This window comes from Moritella viscosa, from assembly GCF_900120065.1.
GTDB lineage: Bacteria > Pseudomonadota > Gammaproteobacteria > Enterobacterales > Moritellaceae > Moritella > Moritella viscosa.
The window spans coordinates 1-16,616 of record NZ_FPLG01000052.1 but is presented as its reverse complement, the minus strand read 5'-3'; the positions used below and the strand labels follow the sequence as shown (position 1 = coordinate 16,616).

General features: G+C 38.8%; 13 protein-coding genes. 4 read left to right on the top strand and 9 right to left on the bottom strand.

The window, feature by feature from the left end; all coding sequences use genetic code 11:
- Positions 1–214 precede the first annotated feature (214 nt).
- Positions 215–709: a GNAT family N-acetyltransferase gene (locus BT797_RS07875; protein ID WP_045111308.1), complete on the top strand. Its 495-nt coding sequence runs from the start codon at positions 215–217 to the stop codon at positions 707–709.
- Positions 710–788: 79 nt separating this feature from the next.
- Here the strand turns inward: BT797_RS07875 and BT797_RS07870 are convergent, their stop codons facing one another.
- On the bottom strand, positions 789–1,418 hold the full coding sequence (locus BT797_RS07870; protein WP_045111307.1) for an outer membrane beta-barrel protein: 630 nt from the start codon (positions 1,416–1,418) through the stop codon (positions 789–791).
- 214 nt (positions 1,419–1,632) lie between these two features.
- Here BT797_RS07870 and BT797_RS07865 point away from each other — a divergent pair, with 214 nt between their 5' ends.
- From BT797_RS07865 to BT797_RS07855, 3 genes are all read left to right on the top strand, one after another.
- The gene (locus BT797_RS07865) at positions 1,633–2,079 is read left to right on the top strand and encodes a GNAT family N-acetyltransferase (protein WP_045111306.1); all 447 of its coding nucleotides are present in this window, start codon (positions 1,633–1,635) and stop codon (positions 2,077–2,079) included.
- A gap of 340 nt (positions 2,080–2,419) precedes the next feature.
- Positions 2,420–3,052, top strand: a complete 633-nt coding sequence (locus BT797_RS07860; RefSeq protein ID WP_045111305.1) for a YqiJ family protein — start codon at positions 2,420–2,422, stop codon at positions 3,050–3,052.
- 104 nt (positions 3,053–3,156) lie between these two features.
- Positions 3,157–4,872 carry a flotillin family protein gene (locus BT797_RS07855; protein WP_370443631.1) on the top strand — a complete coding sequence of 572 codons (1,716 nt, stop codon included), beginning with the start codon at positions 3,157–3,159 and terminating at the stop codon, positions 4,870–4,872.
- A 114-nt stretch (positions 4,873–4,986) separates the two neighbouring features.
- On the opposite strand, the gene BT797_RS07850 is transcribed toward BT797_RS07855, so the two are convergent.
- From BT797_RS07850 to BT797_RS07815, 8 genes are all read right to left on the bottom strand, one after another.
- Entirely contained in the window at positions 4,987–6,225 is a 1,239-nt protein-coding gene (locus tag BT797_RS07850) for a cysteine desulfurase-like protein (RefSeq protein WP_045111303.1), read from the bottom strand.
- A 107-nt stretch (positions 6,226–6,332) separates the two neighbouring features.
- Entirely contained in the window at positions 6,333–6,965 is a 633-nt protein-coding gene (locus BT797_RS07845) for a 2OG-Fe dioxygenase family protein (RefSeq protein ID WP_045111302.1), read from the bottom strand.
- A 576-nt stretch (positions 6,966–7,541) separates the two neighbouring features.
- Complete coding sequence (gene purB, locus BT797_RS07840) at positions 7,542–8,909, bottom strand: adenylosuccinate lyase (RefSeq protein ID WP_075471596.1); 1,368 nt, start codon at positions 8,907–8,909, stop codon at positions 7,542–7,544.
- Positions 8,910–8,933: 24 nt separating this feature from the next.
- Positions 8,934–9,557, bottom strand: coding sequence for a high frequency lysogenization protein HflD (gene hflD / locus BT797_RS07835; protein ID WP_045111300.1), 624 nt, complete (start codon positions 9,555–9,557; stop codon positions 8,934–8,936).
- A 2-nt stretch (positions 9,558–9,559) separates the two neighbouring features.
- Positions 9,560–10,699, bottom strand: coding sequence for a tRNA 2-thiouridine(34) synthase MnmA (mnmA, locus tag BT797_RS07830; RefSeq protein WP_045111299.1), 1,140 nt, complete (start codon positions 10,697–10,699; stop codon positions 9,560–9,562).
- 176 nt (positions 10,700–10,875) lie between these two features.
- Positions 10,876–11,583, bottom strand: coding sequence for a pseudouridine synthase (locus BT797_RS07825; protein WP_045111298.1), 708 nt, complete (start codon positions 11,581–11,583; stop codon positions 10,876–10,878).
- A gap of 181 nt (positions 11,584–11,764) precedes the next feature.
- Positions 11,765–13,630 (bottom strand): acyltransferase family protein, encoded by a 1,866-nt coding sequence (locus tag BT797_RS07820; protein WP_075471594.1) that lies wholly within the window; start codon positions 13,628–13,630, stop codon positions 11,765–11,767.
- A 271-nt stretch (positions 13,631–13,901) separates the two neighbouring features.
- Positions 13,902–16,139, bottom strand: coding sequence for an NADP-dependent isocitrate dehydrogenase (locus BT797_RS07815; RefSeq protein WP_045111296.1), 2,238 nt, complete (start codon positions 16,137–16,139; stop codon positions 13,902–13,904).
- Between the last annotated feature and the right edge of the window lie 477 nt (positions 16,140–16,616).

Genomic DNA, 16,616 nt, shown 5'->3' with positions numbered 1-16,616 from the left:
TGATTACTGGATTGGATTCTTATTGCGAATCCATGAGAAGGATTATGGGATAATTAGGTTTATAGGTAAAGGTGATTGAATCTATTAAATCGATAGCTTAAATCTATCACTTGTTTTAAACATGATTAAGCGGCATGATATAGTTCGTGATTGGTGTGATGCGCATTAATTGTGGTCTTATTAGAAATAGAGATAATCGAAAATGAATCGTAATATGAAAATAGAACTTGCACACATGGATCATTTAACTGCCTTCACATCTTATATCGATGAATGTGTGGATGATGGAATTATCCTCTATGAGTTTATCTTCAGTAATTATGAAGGTTATCTTAAAAAGCGTATTGCTTACGCTAAAGGTGAAGAACTACCGAAAGGTTGGTCACCTATTACTACTTACTTCTGTATCGAGAATGACGTTATCCTGGGATCAATACGAATTAGGCAGGGGACTAATGCTTATATCGAGGACTTCATTGGTCATATAGGCTACGAAACGCGACCGTCTGCTAGGGGGAAAGGAGTCGCTAAGTTTATGCTATCGACTATTCAAAAGGTCGCACTTACTGGTGATGTGATGATCTCTTGTGACCCGACAAATCTCGCTTCGCGCAAGGTAATTGAAAGTTGTGGGGCTCGATTTATTAACGAATACTATTATGAAGCAGAAGTTCAACAAGTGCGGAGATATCAATTATCTTCGGCATAATCTATTTCTTAACTCACATTTTGAATGTGGCTTGGTTAAGTTATATTAAGTGGTGGATTAGAGTCGTTAAGTATTGCAATTAAAAATCAAATTGCAGGCCAAAACCATAACCTACGTTTTCTTCATACATCACGCCACTTGCGACTAACGCTAGGTTTGGCAGTAGATGGGTAACGAGCTCCGCACTGTATTCAATTTCTGATTCGTCACCGATATCGATATAAGCTGCATCAATAATAAATTCTAATTGATGACTGAATTGCATGGCGAGACCTATAGCTGCATTAAATCCGAATTCACGGTCAAAATCATCATTAGTAACGGAAATTGAATTCGATTTAAGTTCGACTTCTTTACCAAATTCATAAATAGCACCACTTTCAATCGTGAGGTCAATTTTAGGTAATAGTGCCAACCGTGTGCCCATATTGAATACGGCTTGCATCGACGTTGTTTTCATTGAATTTTGTGCATCAATAATCATTTCTTTGCTTAAATAGTTGAAACTTGTTCTGCTAAAGATATAAGGGCTGATTAAGTTGGATATATTGATCTGGTACGTTTTTAACGGGTCATCAGCATCTTCAGCTGTAATTTCTGTATAGTTGAGTTGGTAATAACTATAACTAACTGGAGTATAATTATTATTGGCAAAAGCAGCACTAGAAAATAGCGTGGCTAATGTGAAGTACAGATATATTAGTTTCATTTTACATTCCTTGTTAAATGAGCTAAAAAGTCGGAAGTTTATTTTCATTGGTTATAGTATATCGATAAATAACTTCGCTAAAGTATGAATAAATAAGGAATTTCTGGTTATTGTAATTTAATGAAATATTGATATTCTGGATGAACAACGAGTTAAAATAAAAGTGTGTATTCTTCTGACTACTCGCTATTTATTCATATTTAAAAGGGATTTTATGAATATTAAACAAGCCTCACTTGAAGAGTTAAATGATCTGGTTAGTTTATTTGATCAATATATGGTGTTTTATAAGCAACCTTCAGCACCGCATAAATATCGCCTATATTTAGGTGAGCGTTTAATGAATAACGAAGCGACAGTCTTTATTGCTTATAACAAGGTAAATGAAGCAATGGGGTTTGTCCTTAACTATCATTCATTTTCGTCGGTATCACTAGGTAAGACTATTGTATTGAATGACTTATTTGTTGCCGCTGCATACCGTAAACAAGGTGTCGCTAATGAGTTGATTCACCGTGTGGTGAAAGAAGCGAAACAAATTGGTGCAATTCGTGTTGGCTTGAATACCGCACAAGATAATTTTTCGGCGCAAGCACTGTATGAAAAACTGGGGTTTGTAAAAGATACGGAATATTTTAGCTATAATTTAGCCGTCAAATAACTACTGCACATCATAATCTACCGCGCATCCATTATCGTATTTGAGTTGATATCGAAAGGTTAACTATTAGCCTTTCTTTCTTCTATTAAACCTTTCCTCAATGTTGAACCCACAAATCTAGTATTAATCTATTAAAGTTTACTCATCGTGCTAATCAAAGACCTAGAGTTTTGTTCTAATACTTTGATTTAAAATGTTTTATATACTCAGTTTTATGGTTGATATTGGTTGTATAAAATACTTTATGTGACATCTATCACGCAAAGGCAAGTGTTAATTAGTGTATTCTATAAAATTCAAGTAGTTATAGTTTTTGGCTTGTGATTTTTATGGAGTTAATATGCTGGCATTCTTTTTATCTGATATCAATTTAGCTTATACCATTGCGATTAGTATCGTATTTATATTTACCGTAATTGAAATATTAGGGTTACTCATTGGACTAAGCCTATTGGACATGTTCGATAATATCTCGCCTTTTAATCTTGATGGCTCGGCTTCTGTGCAAGTGGGTGGTTTTACCACGGCGTTAGACTGGTTATGCCTGAGTAAATTACCCTTATTCATTTGGTTAATTTTGTCATTTACCTTATTTGCTATTTCAGGCTTTATACTCAACTTTACCGCTATATCGACGCTGCAGTGGCACCCTTCATTGTTATTGACTGGACCAATTAGTGTATTTATCACCTTCGTTTTTCTACATTTCATCGGGGCTAAGTTGGTCAAAGTATTACCACATCGTGACGCATCTGTAACATCAACTGCAGAGTTCAATGGCAAATTAGCCCGTATTACGATAGGGACTGCAACGAAAGGCAACCCCGCAGAAGCGGTACTTATTGATGACGTTAATCAAAAGCATTACTTGATGGTCGAGCCTGCTTACGAACATGAAATGTTTACGCAGGGTTCAGAAGTTGTTGTGGTTGAAAAGCTGACAACGAGCTGGCTTGCGATCCCATTTAACTGACTTGAAAATAACTAAGCTGTAAATCATTAATCAATAAAATTACCATTCACTTTTAGGAATATTATCATATGGAATTATCAGAAAATCTCACGTTCACATTAACCATGGCGGGCATTGCCGTTGTTGCATTACTGACAATCGGTCTTATTGTTGCCAAGTTGTATGTGCGCTCAACCAAAGAAGTGGCTTTTGTGAGAACGGGAATGGGTGGCGAAAAGATTGCTAAAGATGGCGGAATGTTGGTGTTACCGGTATTGCATGAAACCATTCCTGTCAGTATGAATACCTTACGCATTGAAGTAGAAAAAATTCAAAAAGATGCATTGATCACCAAAGATCGTATGCGTGTTGATGTAAAAGCCGACTTCTATTTACGTGTTGCACCGACTAAAGAAGGTATTTCAATGGCGGCGCAGACACTTGGTCTTAGAACCATGCGCGTGGAAGAATTGAAAAAGTTAATGGAATCTAAATTTGTCGATGTTTTACGTGCTGTTGCGGCTGAAATGACGATGACAGAAATGCATGAAAAGCGTTCTGACTTTGTGCAAAAAGTGCAGCAGAGTGTGATGAATGATTTAGAAAAAAATGGACTGGAACTTGAGTCGGTATCGTTAACAGGGTTTGATCAAACTGACCTACAATACTTCAACAAAAATAATGCCTTCGATGCTGAAGGTCGTGCGTTACTTGCTCAGATTATTGAGCGTAAACGTAAAGAAACCAATGACATTGAGCAAGAGAATAGAATTCTTATTGAGCAACGTAATGTACTTGCAGAGAAACAATCATTAGAAATTGAACAAGAAAAACAGAATGCACAATTAAACCAAGAGCAAGTTCTTGAAATGCGAAAAGCAGAGCAACAGGCGACGATTGTTAAGCAGCGAGAGCAAAGAGCACAGGAAGAACGTGAAGCTGAAATCTCAAAGCAAAGAGCAATTGAAGCTGCTGAGATTGAAAAAGCTAAATTCATTGAAACAGCGGAAATTGAAAAAATAAAAGTATTAGAGCAGTCTAGAATTCAACAGCAGCGTGACATTGAGGTTGCGATGCAAGAAAAGCAAATTGCAGTTGCGGTTAAGTCTGAAGAAGAATCTGCAGCGCGTGCTAAAGCGGCGGAAGCAGAGAAGAACAAAGTAGAAAAAGAAGAAGCTGTTATTACTGCACGTGAAGTTGCGCAAGCAAACCGTGACAAGCAAATTGAAGTTATCGCGGCAACGAAAGAAGCCGAGCGTGAAGCTGTTGGTATTACCGTTCAAGCACATGCGGGAAAACAAGCTGCAGAAGATAATGCTGAATCAATTTTAATTGAAGCAAAAGCATCAGCGGATGCGTTAAAACTGAACGCTGAAGCAAACGAGAAAGTGTATGCAGTTGAAGCTGCCGGTAAACGTTCGCGTTATGAGGCGGATAATCTTTTGAGTACTGAGCAGATAGACCTACAAAAATCATTGGCTATTTTACAAGTACTACCAGAGTTAATTGCCAATGCGGTTAAGCCATTAGAGAATATTGAAGGCATCAAGATCTTGCAAGGGTATGGTGGCAATAACGGTCACAGCATTACTGGTGTTGGGTCGAATGATGAGCGCTCATCTGCGCCACAAAGCCTATCTGAGCAAGTCACTATGGCGGCATTAAATTATCGTGCTAATGCACCGCTGGTGGATAATATGCTTAAAGAGATTGGACTCGTTGATAAAGAAAATGGTTCGCTGGAAGATTTACTGACGGGTAATCATAATCTAATCAAACAGTCGGTGATTAAAGCACCAACTAATGATCCGGTAAACAAGTCGGACAGTGATATCGGCTAATGGAATACCGAACTTAATTATTGGTTTTTTGTATCCCCTTTATTTCACGATAAAGGGGATTTTTATAGCTAAATACCCATAACGGTATGGCTAAATATAGAGATATTACTTTGGTTATTTAATCAATACTGTTGCTAATACATCAAATAAAGCATCAATTTCGTTGGTGGTATTGTAATGCATAAAGCCAATGCGGATCACTCCACCTTTATCTAAGATGTCTAGCTGTTTACATAAGCCAATCGCATAGAAATGACCATTCCAAACACACATATTATGTTGACCAAGCAGGCCAGATACATCTTCTGGTGATGCATGATCAATACGGATAGAGAAGGTTGGGGTACGCTCTGCTAATCGGTCTATATCATTAATTCCATACAGGGTCACGTTGCTGTATTGTGCTAGCTTAGCAAGGAAGTGTTGGCTTAATTTTTGTTCATGGATTTGGTATAGCTCAAAACTTTGTACAAGCCTTTCACGTAACGGTAGTGCTTCATCACCTGCATGCGCAAGATATTCAACGGCAGCGCTAAATCCAGCTAGCGCTTCAAAACTTTGTGTTCCAGTTTCAAATCGACCTGGCCCTTGGTCTGTAGCGGGTTCTACTTTGTATGGTGATAAGGTGTGCAACCACTGAGGGGCCACGTAAGCGATACCTACGTGAGGACCAAAGAACTTATAGGCTGAACAGGCGAGGAAATCACAACCTAATGCTTGTACATCAACAAGTTTGTGTGGCGTGTAATGTACCGCATCGATATACACTTTAGCACCCACTGCATGAGCCGCTTCAATAATTGGCTTCACGTCGACCAATGAGCCTGTGGTGTTTGATGCAAACGTTAAAGCCACTAATTTAGTTTTGTTGGAAATTAACGAGATTAAATGTTCGCTGTCTAACGTGCAATCGGCTTCATTAATACGAGCTTGATGCACTACTGCACCTTTGTCATCCGCAGCTTGCTGCCACGTTGATACATTTGAATAATGATCGAGAGAAGTAACGATGACTTCATCACCCGTTTGCCAATCACGGCTAATCGCACGGCTTAATTGGAACGTAAGTGACGTCATGTTCGCACCAAACACGATATTATCTGGTGATTCAGTATTAAGTAATGCTTGGCCGCTTAGGCGTGCGTCACGCATCACATCAACGGTTTTTTCACTTGAAAAAAAACGACCGCCAAGGTTCGAGTTATATTTACCTAAATAAGCAGTCATTGCATCAAGCACTGATTGTGGAACTTGTGAGCCACCAGGACCATCAAAAAAGTACACTGACTCGCCATTTACTTGCTGTTGTAAAGCTGGGAAAGCTTGGCGGATTGACTCAATACATAAGTTCATAGGTTGTTCCTTTAATAAATTTCTTGTTACTTTTGCATCTTCTATTTATGCAAAGAGTAATCTTGTTCTCTGAGTGTGAGTGATGTTTTGGTTGCTGCTTTTATAGATCAAGCGGTGAAAACAAATACGTCGCGTAGTCCGGTTGCATCTTGTTGATCTGGAAGTGTTTCTGTTACGTAGTGGTAATAGCGACGATCATTAAAAATGATAAATTGGTTTTCTTCTAACGTGGTGCTCATGTGTGGATGCTGGTCAACTGGCGATGAAAATATCTGTGTAAATGCACCAGCGATGTTATCTCTTTTTACACAGAAAATACCCACAAAATCAAAACCGTCTTGATGGATACCTTCGGGTGCTGGTGACCCAGACTGATCTTGTGAACAAACGACACGAATCTGGTGAACACCAATCGGTTGTTTTGTGGTATCGACGTTTGTTCGTTCAAGAAATGCATTTAATAAATTTTGAAAATCAGGGTGCTGGTCAAGTGCTGATGAGATGTCCTCGAACTTGCGCTCAACATTACCGATAAGACGGTTTACATCAGATGACTGCATGAAGGTACTTGTATCTAATTTTTTAAATTGCGTTTCGGTCTTTTGGTATTGAGAAAATGCGCGGAATCGACAGTTACTTTCAAGGTAAGGATCTGCACCTAAATTATTAAAAAAATCACCTAAGTTTTGCGCGCAGGTTGAGGGTGCTTGAAATGCTTCAATAAGAAATGATCCATTCATGGTGTAAATCCTTGGTTAATCAAATGTAGATAATGTGCTGATTATCCGTGTATGGCGATTACTTTCAAGATAGGAACTGAACTTCAAACGTATATTTTACAAATGACTGAATGGCGGTTTCGGATTGAAATTAAAGTGATGTTTTTTGATTTCACTTTGAAGTTATGTATTGTTAATGTGTATTTTTTCAGTTTTAGGTTTATTGCTTTATAAAATTGAAGTGATAGCTGGCGCACAAAAAAGACGAAGAAATAACAAACTATTTCATCATTTGTTTAACAATCGGTTCTGTTTTATAAGGGGATACACACAAATTGGATCTAATTTGTTAACCAATCTCTGTTCGTGCGTTATTTATTAGACAGCTTAATGCTACCTCGTTGAACTTGCAATCATTAGTAATAAAGCGATTAGCTTAAATAATATTGATGTGAAAAGTAATGATTTCTCAATATTTGCACTGAAACGATTAGGGCGTTAATCGGTGCAAAAAAGCCCAAGCATACTCTACTTTCTAGGTACGTTTACTTTTCTAGTTAAAAGTAAACTTGGGCTTCATTTTTATCTAGCGGCTAATTAAAGTTCGTTAACGAACTCAACAGCACGACCGATGTAGTTCGCTGGCGTCATTAATTTTAATTCCGCTTTAACTGCATCAGTTAGCTCTAGTGTATCGATGAACTCTTGCATAGTAGGACCATCAACACGACGACCACGTGTAAGCTCTTTTAGCTTTTCGTATGGTTTTTCGATGCCGTAACGACGCATAACTGTTTGGATTGGCTCAGCCAGAACTTCCCAGTTACGATCAAGGTCTGCACGTAGCGCTTCTTCGTTAAGTTGTAATTTACTTACACCTTTTAACGTTGACTCGTATGCAATAACAGAATAACCGATAGCAACACCAAGGTTACGTAATACCGTTGAATCTGTTAAGTCACGCTGCCAGCGAGAAATCGGTAATTTTGCAGAAAGGTGATTGAATAATGCGTTAGCAATACCAATGTTACCTTCTGAATTTTCAAAATCAATCGGGTTAACTTTGTGCGGCATTGTTGAAGAGCCAATTTCACCAGCAATTGTTTTTTGCTTGAAGTGACCTAGGCAGATATAACCCCAGATGTCACGGTCAAAATCAAGAATGATTGTGTTGAAACGTGCAATTGCGTCATACAGTTCAGCGATGTAATCATGCGGTTCGATTTGCGTTGTGTACGGGTTCCATACAACGCCTAGGCTAGAAACGAACTCTTCAGAGAATTCATTCCAATCAACATCAGGGTAAGCTGAGATGTGTGCGTTGTAGTTACCTACAGCACCGTTGATTTTACCTAAGATTTCAACATTAGCTATTTGTAGCATTTGACGGCGTAAACGTACAACAACGTTAGCAAATTCTTTACCCATCGTACTTGGCGACGCAGGCTGCCCGTGAGTACGTGATAATAATGGTACAGCAGCATATTCTTTTGCTAATACTGTTAGGCTATCGATAAGCTTTTCACAGTAAGGTAAAAGAATTGTTTCACGTGCTTCCGTTAACATTAACGCGTGAGACAAGTTGTTGATATCTTCCGAAGTACAAGCGAAGTGGATAAATTCAGAAACGGCATGTAGTTCTGCGTTATCAGCCACTTTCTCTTTCAGGAAGTATTCAACTGCTTTAACATCGTGGTTTGTTGTGCTTTCAATTGCTTTAATACGTGCAGCGTCAGCTTCAGAGAAGTTATCTGTGATGCTGTTTAATGCAGCGTTAGCATCAACGCTTAGCGCTGGTACTTCTGCAATCGCGTCACATTCAGCTAGTTTTTGTAACCAACGAACTTCTACTTGTACACGGTATTTGATTAGACCAAATTCACTAAAAATTGAACGCAGGGCTACTGTTTTGCTACCGTAGCGACCATCGACCGGGGAAACAGCTGTTAACGCTGATAATTCCATTACTTACTCCTGGGTGTGTTTAGGTTAAATTCGAGCTAATTGTTGTTTAGCTTGCTCTACCATGTGTTTACGATTGAAAACTACTTGGCGACGTTTACCGCCTGTTTGTCGCCATAACACTGCTGAGCGAATACCGGCGAATAATACCGCACGGATCTTATCTCTCACCAATGTTTGTTGTAGGAAACTTGAGGTTCCTGCAATTTGGATTTTGGTGCCAAGTGGACTGATTAAGTCCACATAAATTGACGCCATGTTACTTAAAATTTGTGCATCCGTTAGCTCATAGTGATGAGCTTGACGTTTCACTTGTGAGATACGTTCACCTAACATACCAAGAATGTCATTGCGTTTCGCAAGTTTACGCTCTAACGCAACAAGACCAATCATGTAGCGTGTTAATGCGCTATCTGGCCCTGTAGATGTATTACTTAGCTGTGCCACTAGGGTCTTATAACCGAGTTCTAGGTTTTCGTATTCGCCATAAACCTCGATAGTTTGGCTTGGATCCGTTACGATCACACAGCGTAAAGTATTACTTAATTGTGTATCATCACAATTGCCAGTTGTTGCAAGTTGGTGTACAAGTGCAGCAGCCTGACAAACGCCAGCAAAGGCTATATTTGATTCTTGGAAGTTAGTTGACACTGTTAGCCCCTAATTTGAACATCAATAATTGCGCCACCTAGGCAAACGTCATCAAGGTAAAATACCGCTGATTGACCTGGGGTAACCGCAAGTTCAGGTTTATCAAAAGTTACTTCAATTTGGTCTTCGCCGATTGGAGTCACTAAGCAAGGTACATCCGTTTGGCGATAGCGTGTTTTTACAGTGCAACGTAATGACTGTGTTAATGGTTCACGACTAACCCAATGGAGTTGCGATGCCATTAACCCCGTCGAGAATAAACGTGGGTGATTGTGACCTTGTGCCACAAGCAATACGTTACGCTCCATATCTTTATCGACTACATACCAAGGTTCTTGGCTATTGTTGTTTTTCATACCGCCGATATGGAGGCCTTTACGTTGACCTAGTGTGTGGTACATCAGACCTTGGTGTTCACCAATTTCTTCGCCATCAACACTTTCAATTTTACCTGGCTGTGCAGGGAGATATTTGCTTAAAAATTCAGTGAATTTACGCTCCCCAATAAAGCAGATACCAGTACTGTCTTTTTTGTTTGCTGTTATCAGGTCTTGTTCTTCAGCTATTCGACGTACTTCTGGTTTTTCTAATTCACCCACAGGGAACAATGAACGTGAAACCTGTATATGATCTAACGTGTATAAGAAATAGCTTTGGTCTTTATTGCTGTCTAAGCCTCGTAACATTTCAAAGGTGCCATCGGCTTTTTGACGACGGCTAACGTAGTGACCCATGGCAATATAGTCAGCAGCAAGTACTTCTGATGCAAACTGCAGGAATGCTTTAAATTTGATTTCTTTGTTACAAAGAATATCTGGGTTTGGTGTACGACCCGCTTTGTATTCAGCTAAGAAGTATTCAAATACGTTATCCCAGTATTCAGCAGAGAAATTAATAGCGTGTAACTCGATACCTAATTTATCACATACTGCTTGTGCGTCTGCTAGGTCCTCAGCAGCGGCACAATATTCATCATTATCGTCATCTTCCCAGTTCTTCATGAACAGGCCTTCTACTTGATAACCTTGCTGTTGTAATAGGTAAGCAGAAACAGATGAGTCAACACCGCCGGACATGCCAACGATTACTTTTTTAGTACTATTTAACGCTTTAGTACTGGCGTCGATTGTATTATTTGTCATAGGACCTTTTAATTACTCTTGTAGTAATGCAAATAAAGTTAAAGGCTTTTTTGCTAATGTATTAAATATATAACTGAAATAGGTGTTCTGGCCACAGTTAGTTTCTGTTCTTAGGATCCTAAGATCCAATCGCGCGAATTTTACCATGAAGGCTAGCGCAAAAACAGACTTTGGTACTAATTCATCATGTTAATACTGCTTTCAACTAGTTCACCTGGTTGGATGTTATCCAACGTCCAAGGACCAATGCTATAGCGGATCAAACGTAGGGTAGGGTGTCCAATGTGTGCTGTCATACGACGTACTTGACGGTTGCGGCCTTCTATTATGGTAATAGCTAACCAAGTGGTTGGAATATTTTGACGTTCACGAATTGGCGGTACACGTGGCCATACCTTAGGCTCTGTCATTATTTCAACTTTAGCTGGCAGCGTTGATCCATCTTTTAATACCACGCCGTAACGTAAATCGTTCAGTTTTTCTGGACTTGGTTCACCTTCAACTTGGACCCAATAGGTCTTTTCTGTTTTTTCACCAGGTTGAGTTAGTTTTGCTTGGAGGCGACCATTGTTGGTTAACAATAATAACCCTTCGCTGTCGCGATCTAGGCGACCAGCTGCATAAATATCCGGCACCTTGATATAGTCTTTTAAGGTTTCACGGTTGTCTGCATCAGTAAACTGAGTTAGTACCATGTAAGGTTTATTGAATACATACACTTGTGTTGGGCCAGCGTCTTTTGGTTTAGTATGTTGTGGGCGATTGCTTTTACCACGTGGTTTTACCGTATTGGAGTAGCTGATTTGGCTCTTTTTAGCCTGTTCAGATGGGCCCTTTTTTCTACCTAGAGTTAGTTTTGGTTTTGCTGGTGCTGGTTTTGACATGGTATCGCTAATAATTAAAATGCTTATGAGGCAATTGTAGCAAATTTTGAAGGGCTATTTATAAGGTAATTTAATTTAGATAAATTTAATAAAGGGTAATTTAATTAGCGGCTAAAACACATTGGTATGAAAGCGACTAATGTTAGGTATTTTTGTTAGGTTCAGCTTACGGTAAATCTGTTTAGGGTGCATAAAACTCTGGGGGTAATAGTGGTTTTAGCCTGTCAGAGAGATACATAGCTCCTTGTTTTGTTATATGTACTTCATCATAGTAAAATGGCAGGCCAGTTTTATCGACGACATTACATTTTTTAACTGGGCAGAATGCGTAAGTCATATTAATAAATTGATAACCTGCATTCTGATTTTCACGGAAGAAATCATTATTTTTAATATTCGTTTCAGGTAGTGATTTGAACACGAGTTCGCTTACATTTTGATCATCTTTAAAGGCATTAACCATTATAATGGGCAGTGGTTTGTGCATACCTTTATTACCGATAATGTATATTTTTACTTGTGGATTTTTTTGTTTTATCTGTTTAATTGCGTCGAGATTATAGTCTAAAGACCAATTACGCCAATTCATCGCAAGAAAAATAAAGTCTGCATTGACTAAGCGAGAGTCAGCGGTTATTTTTCTGATTTTTGCGGCACATTTACGTAACTTTTTCTCGCCGATATTAATCCTATCGTAGAGCGCATTTAATGACTTAGGTATGTGGTAGAAAACGCCACATTTGGCTGATATCTTTTGAGCCATAAAATTAATTCGGTCATTATTAATGACACTTACTTTCTCATTGATGACATTAACAAAATCTGCAGATTGAGAGTCTCCGATAAACATAACATTTAATTTATCGTTATCAATTTTGTTCTTTTTTAATGTGTTCATCATTTGCCAAGTATAAAGTTCACCTTTATCTGATTGGTCTAAATTGGCGGCAATAATGTGTTTCGGCATACCTGATATTTGATATAACAGAAAGGGGGTCGATTTATAAAATACGACAAAAGCCAAGGTCGTTATTAGTGTAAAAGCAAGTGTGTTTTTTCGGTTTTTAAACTGATTTTGTTCAATGAGATAATAACTAAGTGCACCAAAAACCACAGATAATGCTATGCCAATTGGCACCCAGTTATCCAATTGATAATACACGCCATAGACCGCAATAGGCCAATGCCAGAGATAGATTGAGTATGACCATTTTCCGAGGGCTTGAAATAATCTGTTATTAGTCAATATACTCGTTTCTCGGTTAGTCAGTATAATGAGATAGGTACCAAATACAGGCACGCAAGCCACGTAGCCCGGCCAAGGCGTCATTTTAGACGTAAGCGTAAATGATAATAACATTAACGTAATACCGATAACTTCGAGTACTCTTTTTTGATTTTCGTGTAATTTTATTGGGTAGAAATAAGCGACACCGCCTAGCAACATTTCCCAAGTGCGGGTTGGGAGAGAGTAATAAGCGAATGTCGGCCACTTTTCTGTTGCTATAACGCAAAAGATATAGCCTAGGATAGTCGCTACGATTAATAGGCGTTTTAAATTTTCGAGAGACAAATAGCGTTTTAAAAACAGCAGTATAATGGGATATATAATATAGAACTGCCATTCTACGGACAATGACCAAGTATGCAGTAACCATTTCTCATAGGCGCTAGCATCAAAGTAACCAGACTCATAAAAATAAGTAATGTTTGATAGAAAAGTGATGCTGCTAGCGACATGCTTACCTAAGGTTAGATAGTCAAATGGCGGTAATATAAACCAAGTAACAAATAATAATGTGAAGCAAAGGGCTGCGAGCGGGGGAATTATTCTATTTGCTCTGCATAAATAAAAATCAGCTAAATTTAATGAATCTGTGTTTAATCCGTTAAAAATAATACCAGTCATTAAAAAACCAGAAATGACAAAGAAAATATCGACACCAGCAAAACCTCCGGGCGCGATGCTCGGATTAAAATGGAACAATACGACAGCAATAAGTGCGATTGCTCTTAACCCATTTATATCGTTTCTAAATTTTACCATGCATACCTTTAGACGTAATTGTCGTGATCTTTGCTTCCTATTTATCGCAACATTTGATCCTACGTCATAGTCACCTTTCATATACTATTTTAAATCACGATTTCTAAAAAGAAAGCTTTAGTCACAAGAGACATCAAAATTATGATGAGGAATCGGAGGAATATATTTGCGATATATTAATTGAATGTGGCTAGTGTCTTTAGAATATAAAAAGTAAAAAGCCCGCAATAGATTAATCTATTGCGGGCTGAATATACGTAACGGTTATTACTTAGCTAAGCGCAGTACTCAGTAAATCATTGAATGTTTTACTTGGGCGCATAATTGCTTCTAATTTAGTTGGGTCTGCGTTGAAGTAGCCACCAATATTGACAGCTTTGCCTTGAACTGAATTTAGCTCTTCGACAATTTTTTGTTCATTTTCAGCAAGACTTGCAGCTAAAGGCGTAAATTGTGCAGCGAGTTCTGTGTCTTCGGTCTGTTCAGATAAGCACTTAGCCCAGAACAGAGACAGATAGAAATGACTGCCACGGTTATCTAACTCACCTGTTCGACGAGACGGTGACTTACCGTTGTCGAGGAGCATTTCAGTTGCTTGATCTAGCGTTGAAGCAAGTACTTTAGCTTTAATGCTGTCTGTTTTCTTCGCTACGGCTTCTAGAGAAACGGTTAACGCAAGAAATTCACCGAGTGAATCCCAACGTAAATGGTTTTCTTCTACTAACTGTTGTACGTGTTTTGGTGCTGAACCACCTGCACCTGTTTCAAACAAGCCACCGCCCGCCATTAGCGGAACAATAGACAGCATTTTAGCACTTGTACCTAGTTCCATAATTGGGAATAGATCGGTTAGGTAATCACGTAAAATATTACCTGTAGCTGAAATTGTATCTAGGCCACGAACAACACGCTCAAGTGTGTAACGCATCGCACGTACTTGTGACATGATCTGAATGTCTAAACCTTCAGTGTCGTGATCTTTAAGGTATTCATTTACCTTAGTGATCAGTTCATTTTCATGCGGACGGTAGCGATCAAGCCAGAATACGACGGGAGTATCGGAATCACGTGCACGAGCTACTGCAAGTTTAACCCAGTCGCGGATTGGTGCATCTTTAACTTGACACATACGCCAGATATCGTCTTTTTCAACGTATTGGGTCATCAGTACTTCACCCGTTTCGATATCCACGATACGTGCTTCGCCTGTTGCTGGTGCTTCAAACGTTTTGTCGTGTGAACCGTATTCTTCGGCTTTTTGTGCCATCAAACCAACATTTGGTACGCTACCCATAGTGACTGGATCAAATGCGCCGTTGGTTTTACAGAATGCGATTATTTCTTGGTAAATACGGGCGAACGTTGATTCAGGGATAACGGCTTTAGTATCTTTTGGACGACCATCAGCACCCCACATTTTACCGCCACTACGGATCATCGCTGGCATAGACGCATCAACGATAACATCGTTTGGCGCGTGTAGATTAGAGATGCCTTTATCGGAATCAACCATCGCTAACTCTGGACGATTAGCGTGACATGCGTGTAAATCACGACGAATTTCTTCACGTTGTGAACTTGGTAAGTCAGCAATTTTGTCATAAAGGTTAGATAAACCATTATTTACATTTACGCCAAGCTTTTTAAATAACTCATCGTGTTTTGCAAACGCGTCTTTGTAGAAAATTCTTACCGCGTGACCAAATACAATCGGGTGAGATACCTTCATCATCGTTGCTTTTACGTGTAGAGAAAACATCATGCCTGTTTCGTAAGCATCTTGCATTTCTTGTTCGTAGAAATCACATAGCGCCGTTTTACTCATGTACATGCTATCTATAATTTCGCCATCAAGTAATGCTATTTTTTCTTTCAGTACGATACTTTCGCCAGTATCTGTAAGCAGTTCCATTCTTACATCGCGGGCACGATCTAGCGTTATTGATTTTTCGCCGTGGTAAAAGTCACCTTCACGCATATGTGCAACGTGAGTTTGTGATGCTTGGCTCCATTTAGCCATTGAGTGCGGGTGTTTACGGGCGAAATTTTTAACTGCTTTTGGTGCGCGACGATCTGAATTACCTTCACGAAGTACAGGGTTTACCGCACTACCAAGTGCTTTCGAGTAGCGTTGTAGAAGTGATTTTTCTTCGTCAGTTTGTGGATTTTCTGGCAGGTTTGGAATGTTGAAACCTTGAGATTGTAATTCACTAATAGCTGCTTGTAACTGTGGTACTGATGCACTGATGTTAGGCAGTTTAATAATGTTAGTGTTTGAATCTTGTGTCAGACGGCCTAATTCACTGAGGTTGTCAGATAATTTTTGTTCTTCAGTTAAATAATCTGGAAATTCGGCCAGAATTCTGGCTGCAACAGATATATCACTTTTAACGATATCAATTCCCGCTGTTGACGTGAATGTTTCGATAATAGGTAGAAGTGAATAGGTTGCTAATAACGGCGCTTCGTCCGTTAATGTATAGATAATCGTTGAATTTTTGTCAGACATATTATTCCCTGGATTACTAGCGTATTGTCCCCCTGTTACAGTTCGGAACATCGTCTGCTAGCGTCTTTTAAATAAGAGCAGATTCTAGAGGGATTGAAAATTGTTATAGCTAGGTTGCAGAAATCGCAACAGCTGTTATCCTAGCAGATGTTCCGTATCTACTATTTTTAATAGTATCATAAAAATCGTATTATCCATCTTGTTTAACTTCAAAATACTTGAAATCATACCACTTTGTAACTATTAGTAACGCCAGTGTTTGTCATGAAATCGCTATGTTTTCATATTCATTAAAACTAAAATGTGGGTTACTAGTAACTATGTGTTAACGAAAAACCTACATTTTTAGAGACTTGCTGTAAATTATATATATATAAGTTTTTTGTATAAATAGAGCTGTTAACGATTTTTATTCTTAAGTAATTTACTTACATAGGGTCATGAAATTAAAAAATTAGTTTTTGTGGAATAAAATGC

What these genes read in the sequence shown, in the direction of transcription:
- BT797_RS07875 (WP_045111308.1), top strand. Translation starts at nt 215, where the DNA reads ATGAAAATAGAACTTGCACACATGGATCATTTAACTGCCTTCACATCT.
- BT797_RS07870 (WP_045111307.1), bottom strand. Translation starts at nt 1,418, where the DNA reads ATGAAACTAATATATCTGTACTTCACATTAGCCACGCTATTTTCTAGT.
- BT797_RS07865 (WP_045111306.1), top strand. Translation starts at nt 1,633, where the DNA reads ATGAATATTAAACAAGCCTCACTTGAAGAGTTAAATGATCTGGTTAGT.
- BT797_RS07860 (WP_045111305.1), top strand. Translation starts at nt 2,420, where the DNA reads ATGCTGGCATTCTTTTTATCTGATATCAATTTAGCTTATACCATTGCG.
- BT797_RS07855 (WP_370443631.1), top strand. Translation starts at nt 3,157, where the DNA reads ATGGCGGGCATTGCCGTTGTTGCATTACTGACAATCGGTCTTATTGTT.
- BT797_RS07850 (WP_045111303.1), bottom strand. Translation starts at nt 6,225, where the DNA reads ATGAACTTATGTATTGAGTCAATCCGCCAAGCTTTCCCAGCTTTACAA.
- BT797_RS07845 (WP_045111302.1), bottom strand. Translation starts at nt 6,965, where the DNA reads ATGAATGGATCATTTCTTATTGAAGCATTTCAAGCACCCTCAACCTGC.
- purB (WP_075471596.1), bottom strand. Translation starts at nt 8,909, where the DNA reads ATGGAATTATCAGCGTTAACAGCTGTTTCCCCGGTCGATGGTCGCTAC.
- mnmA (WP_045111299.1), bottom strand. Translation starts at nt 10,699, where the DNA reads ATGACAAATAATACAATCGACGCCAGTACTAAAGCGTTAAATAGTACT.
- BT797_RS07825 (WP_045111298.1), bottom strand. Translation starts at nt 11,583, where the DNA reads ATGTCAAAACCAGCACCAGCAAAACCAAAACTAACTCTAGGTAGAAAA.
- BT797_RS07820 (WP_075471594.1), bottom strand. Translation starts at nt 13,630, where the DNA reads ATGGTAAAATTTAGAAACGATATAAATGGGTTAAGAGCAATCGCACTT.
- BT797_RS07815 (WP_045111296.1), bottom strand. Translation starts at nt 16,139, where the DNA reads ATGTCTGACAAAAATTCAACGATTATCTATACATTAACGGACGAAGCG.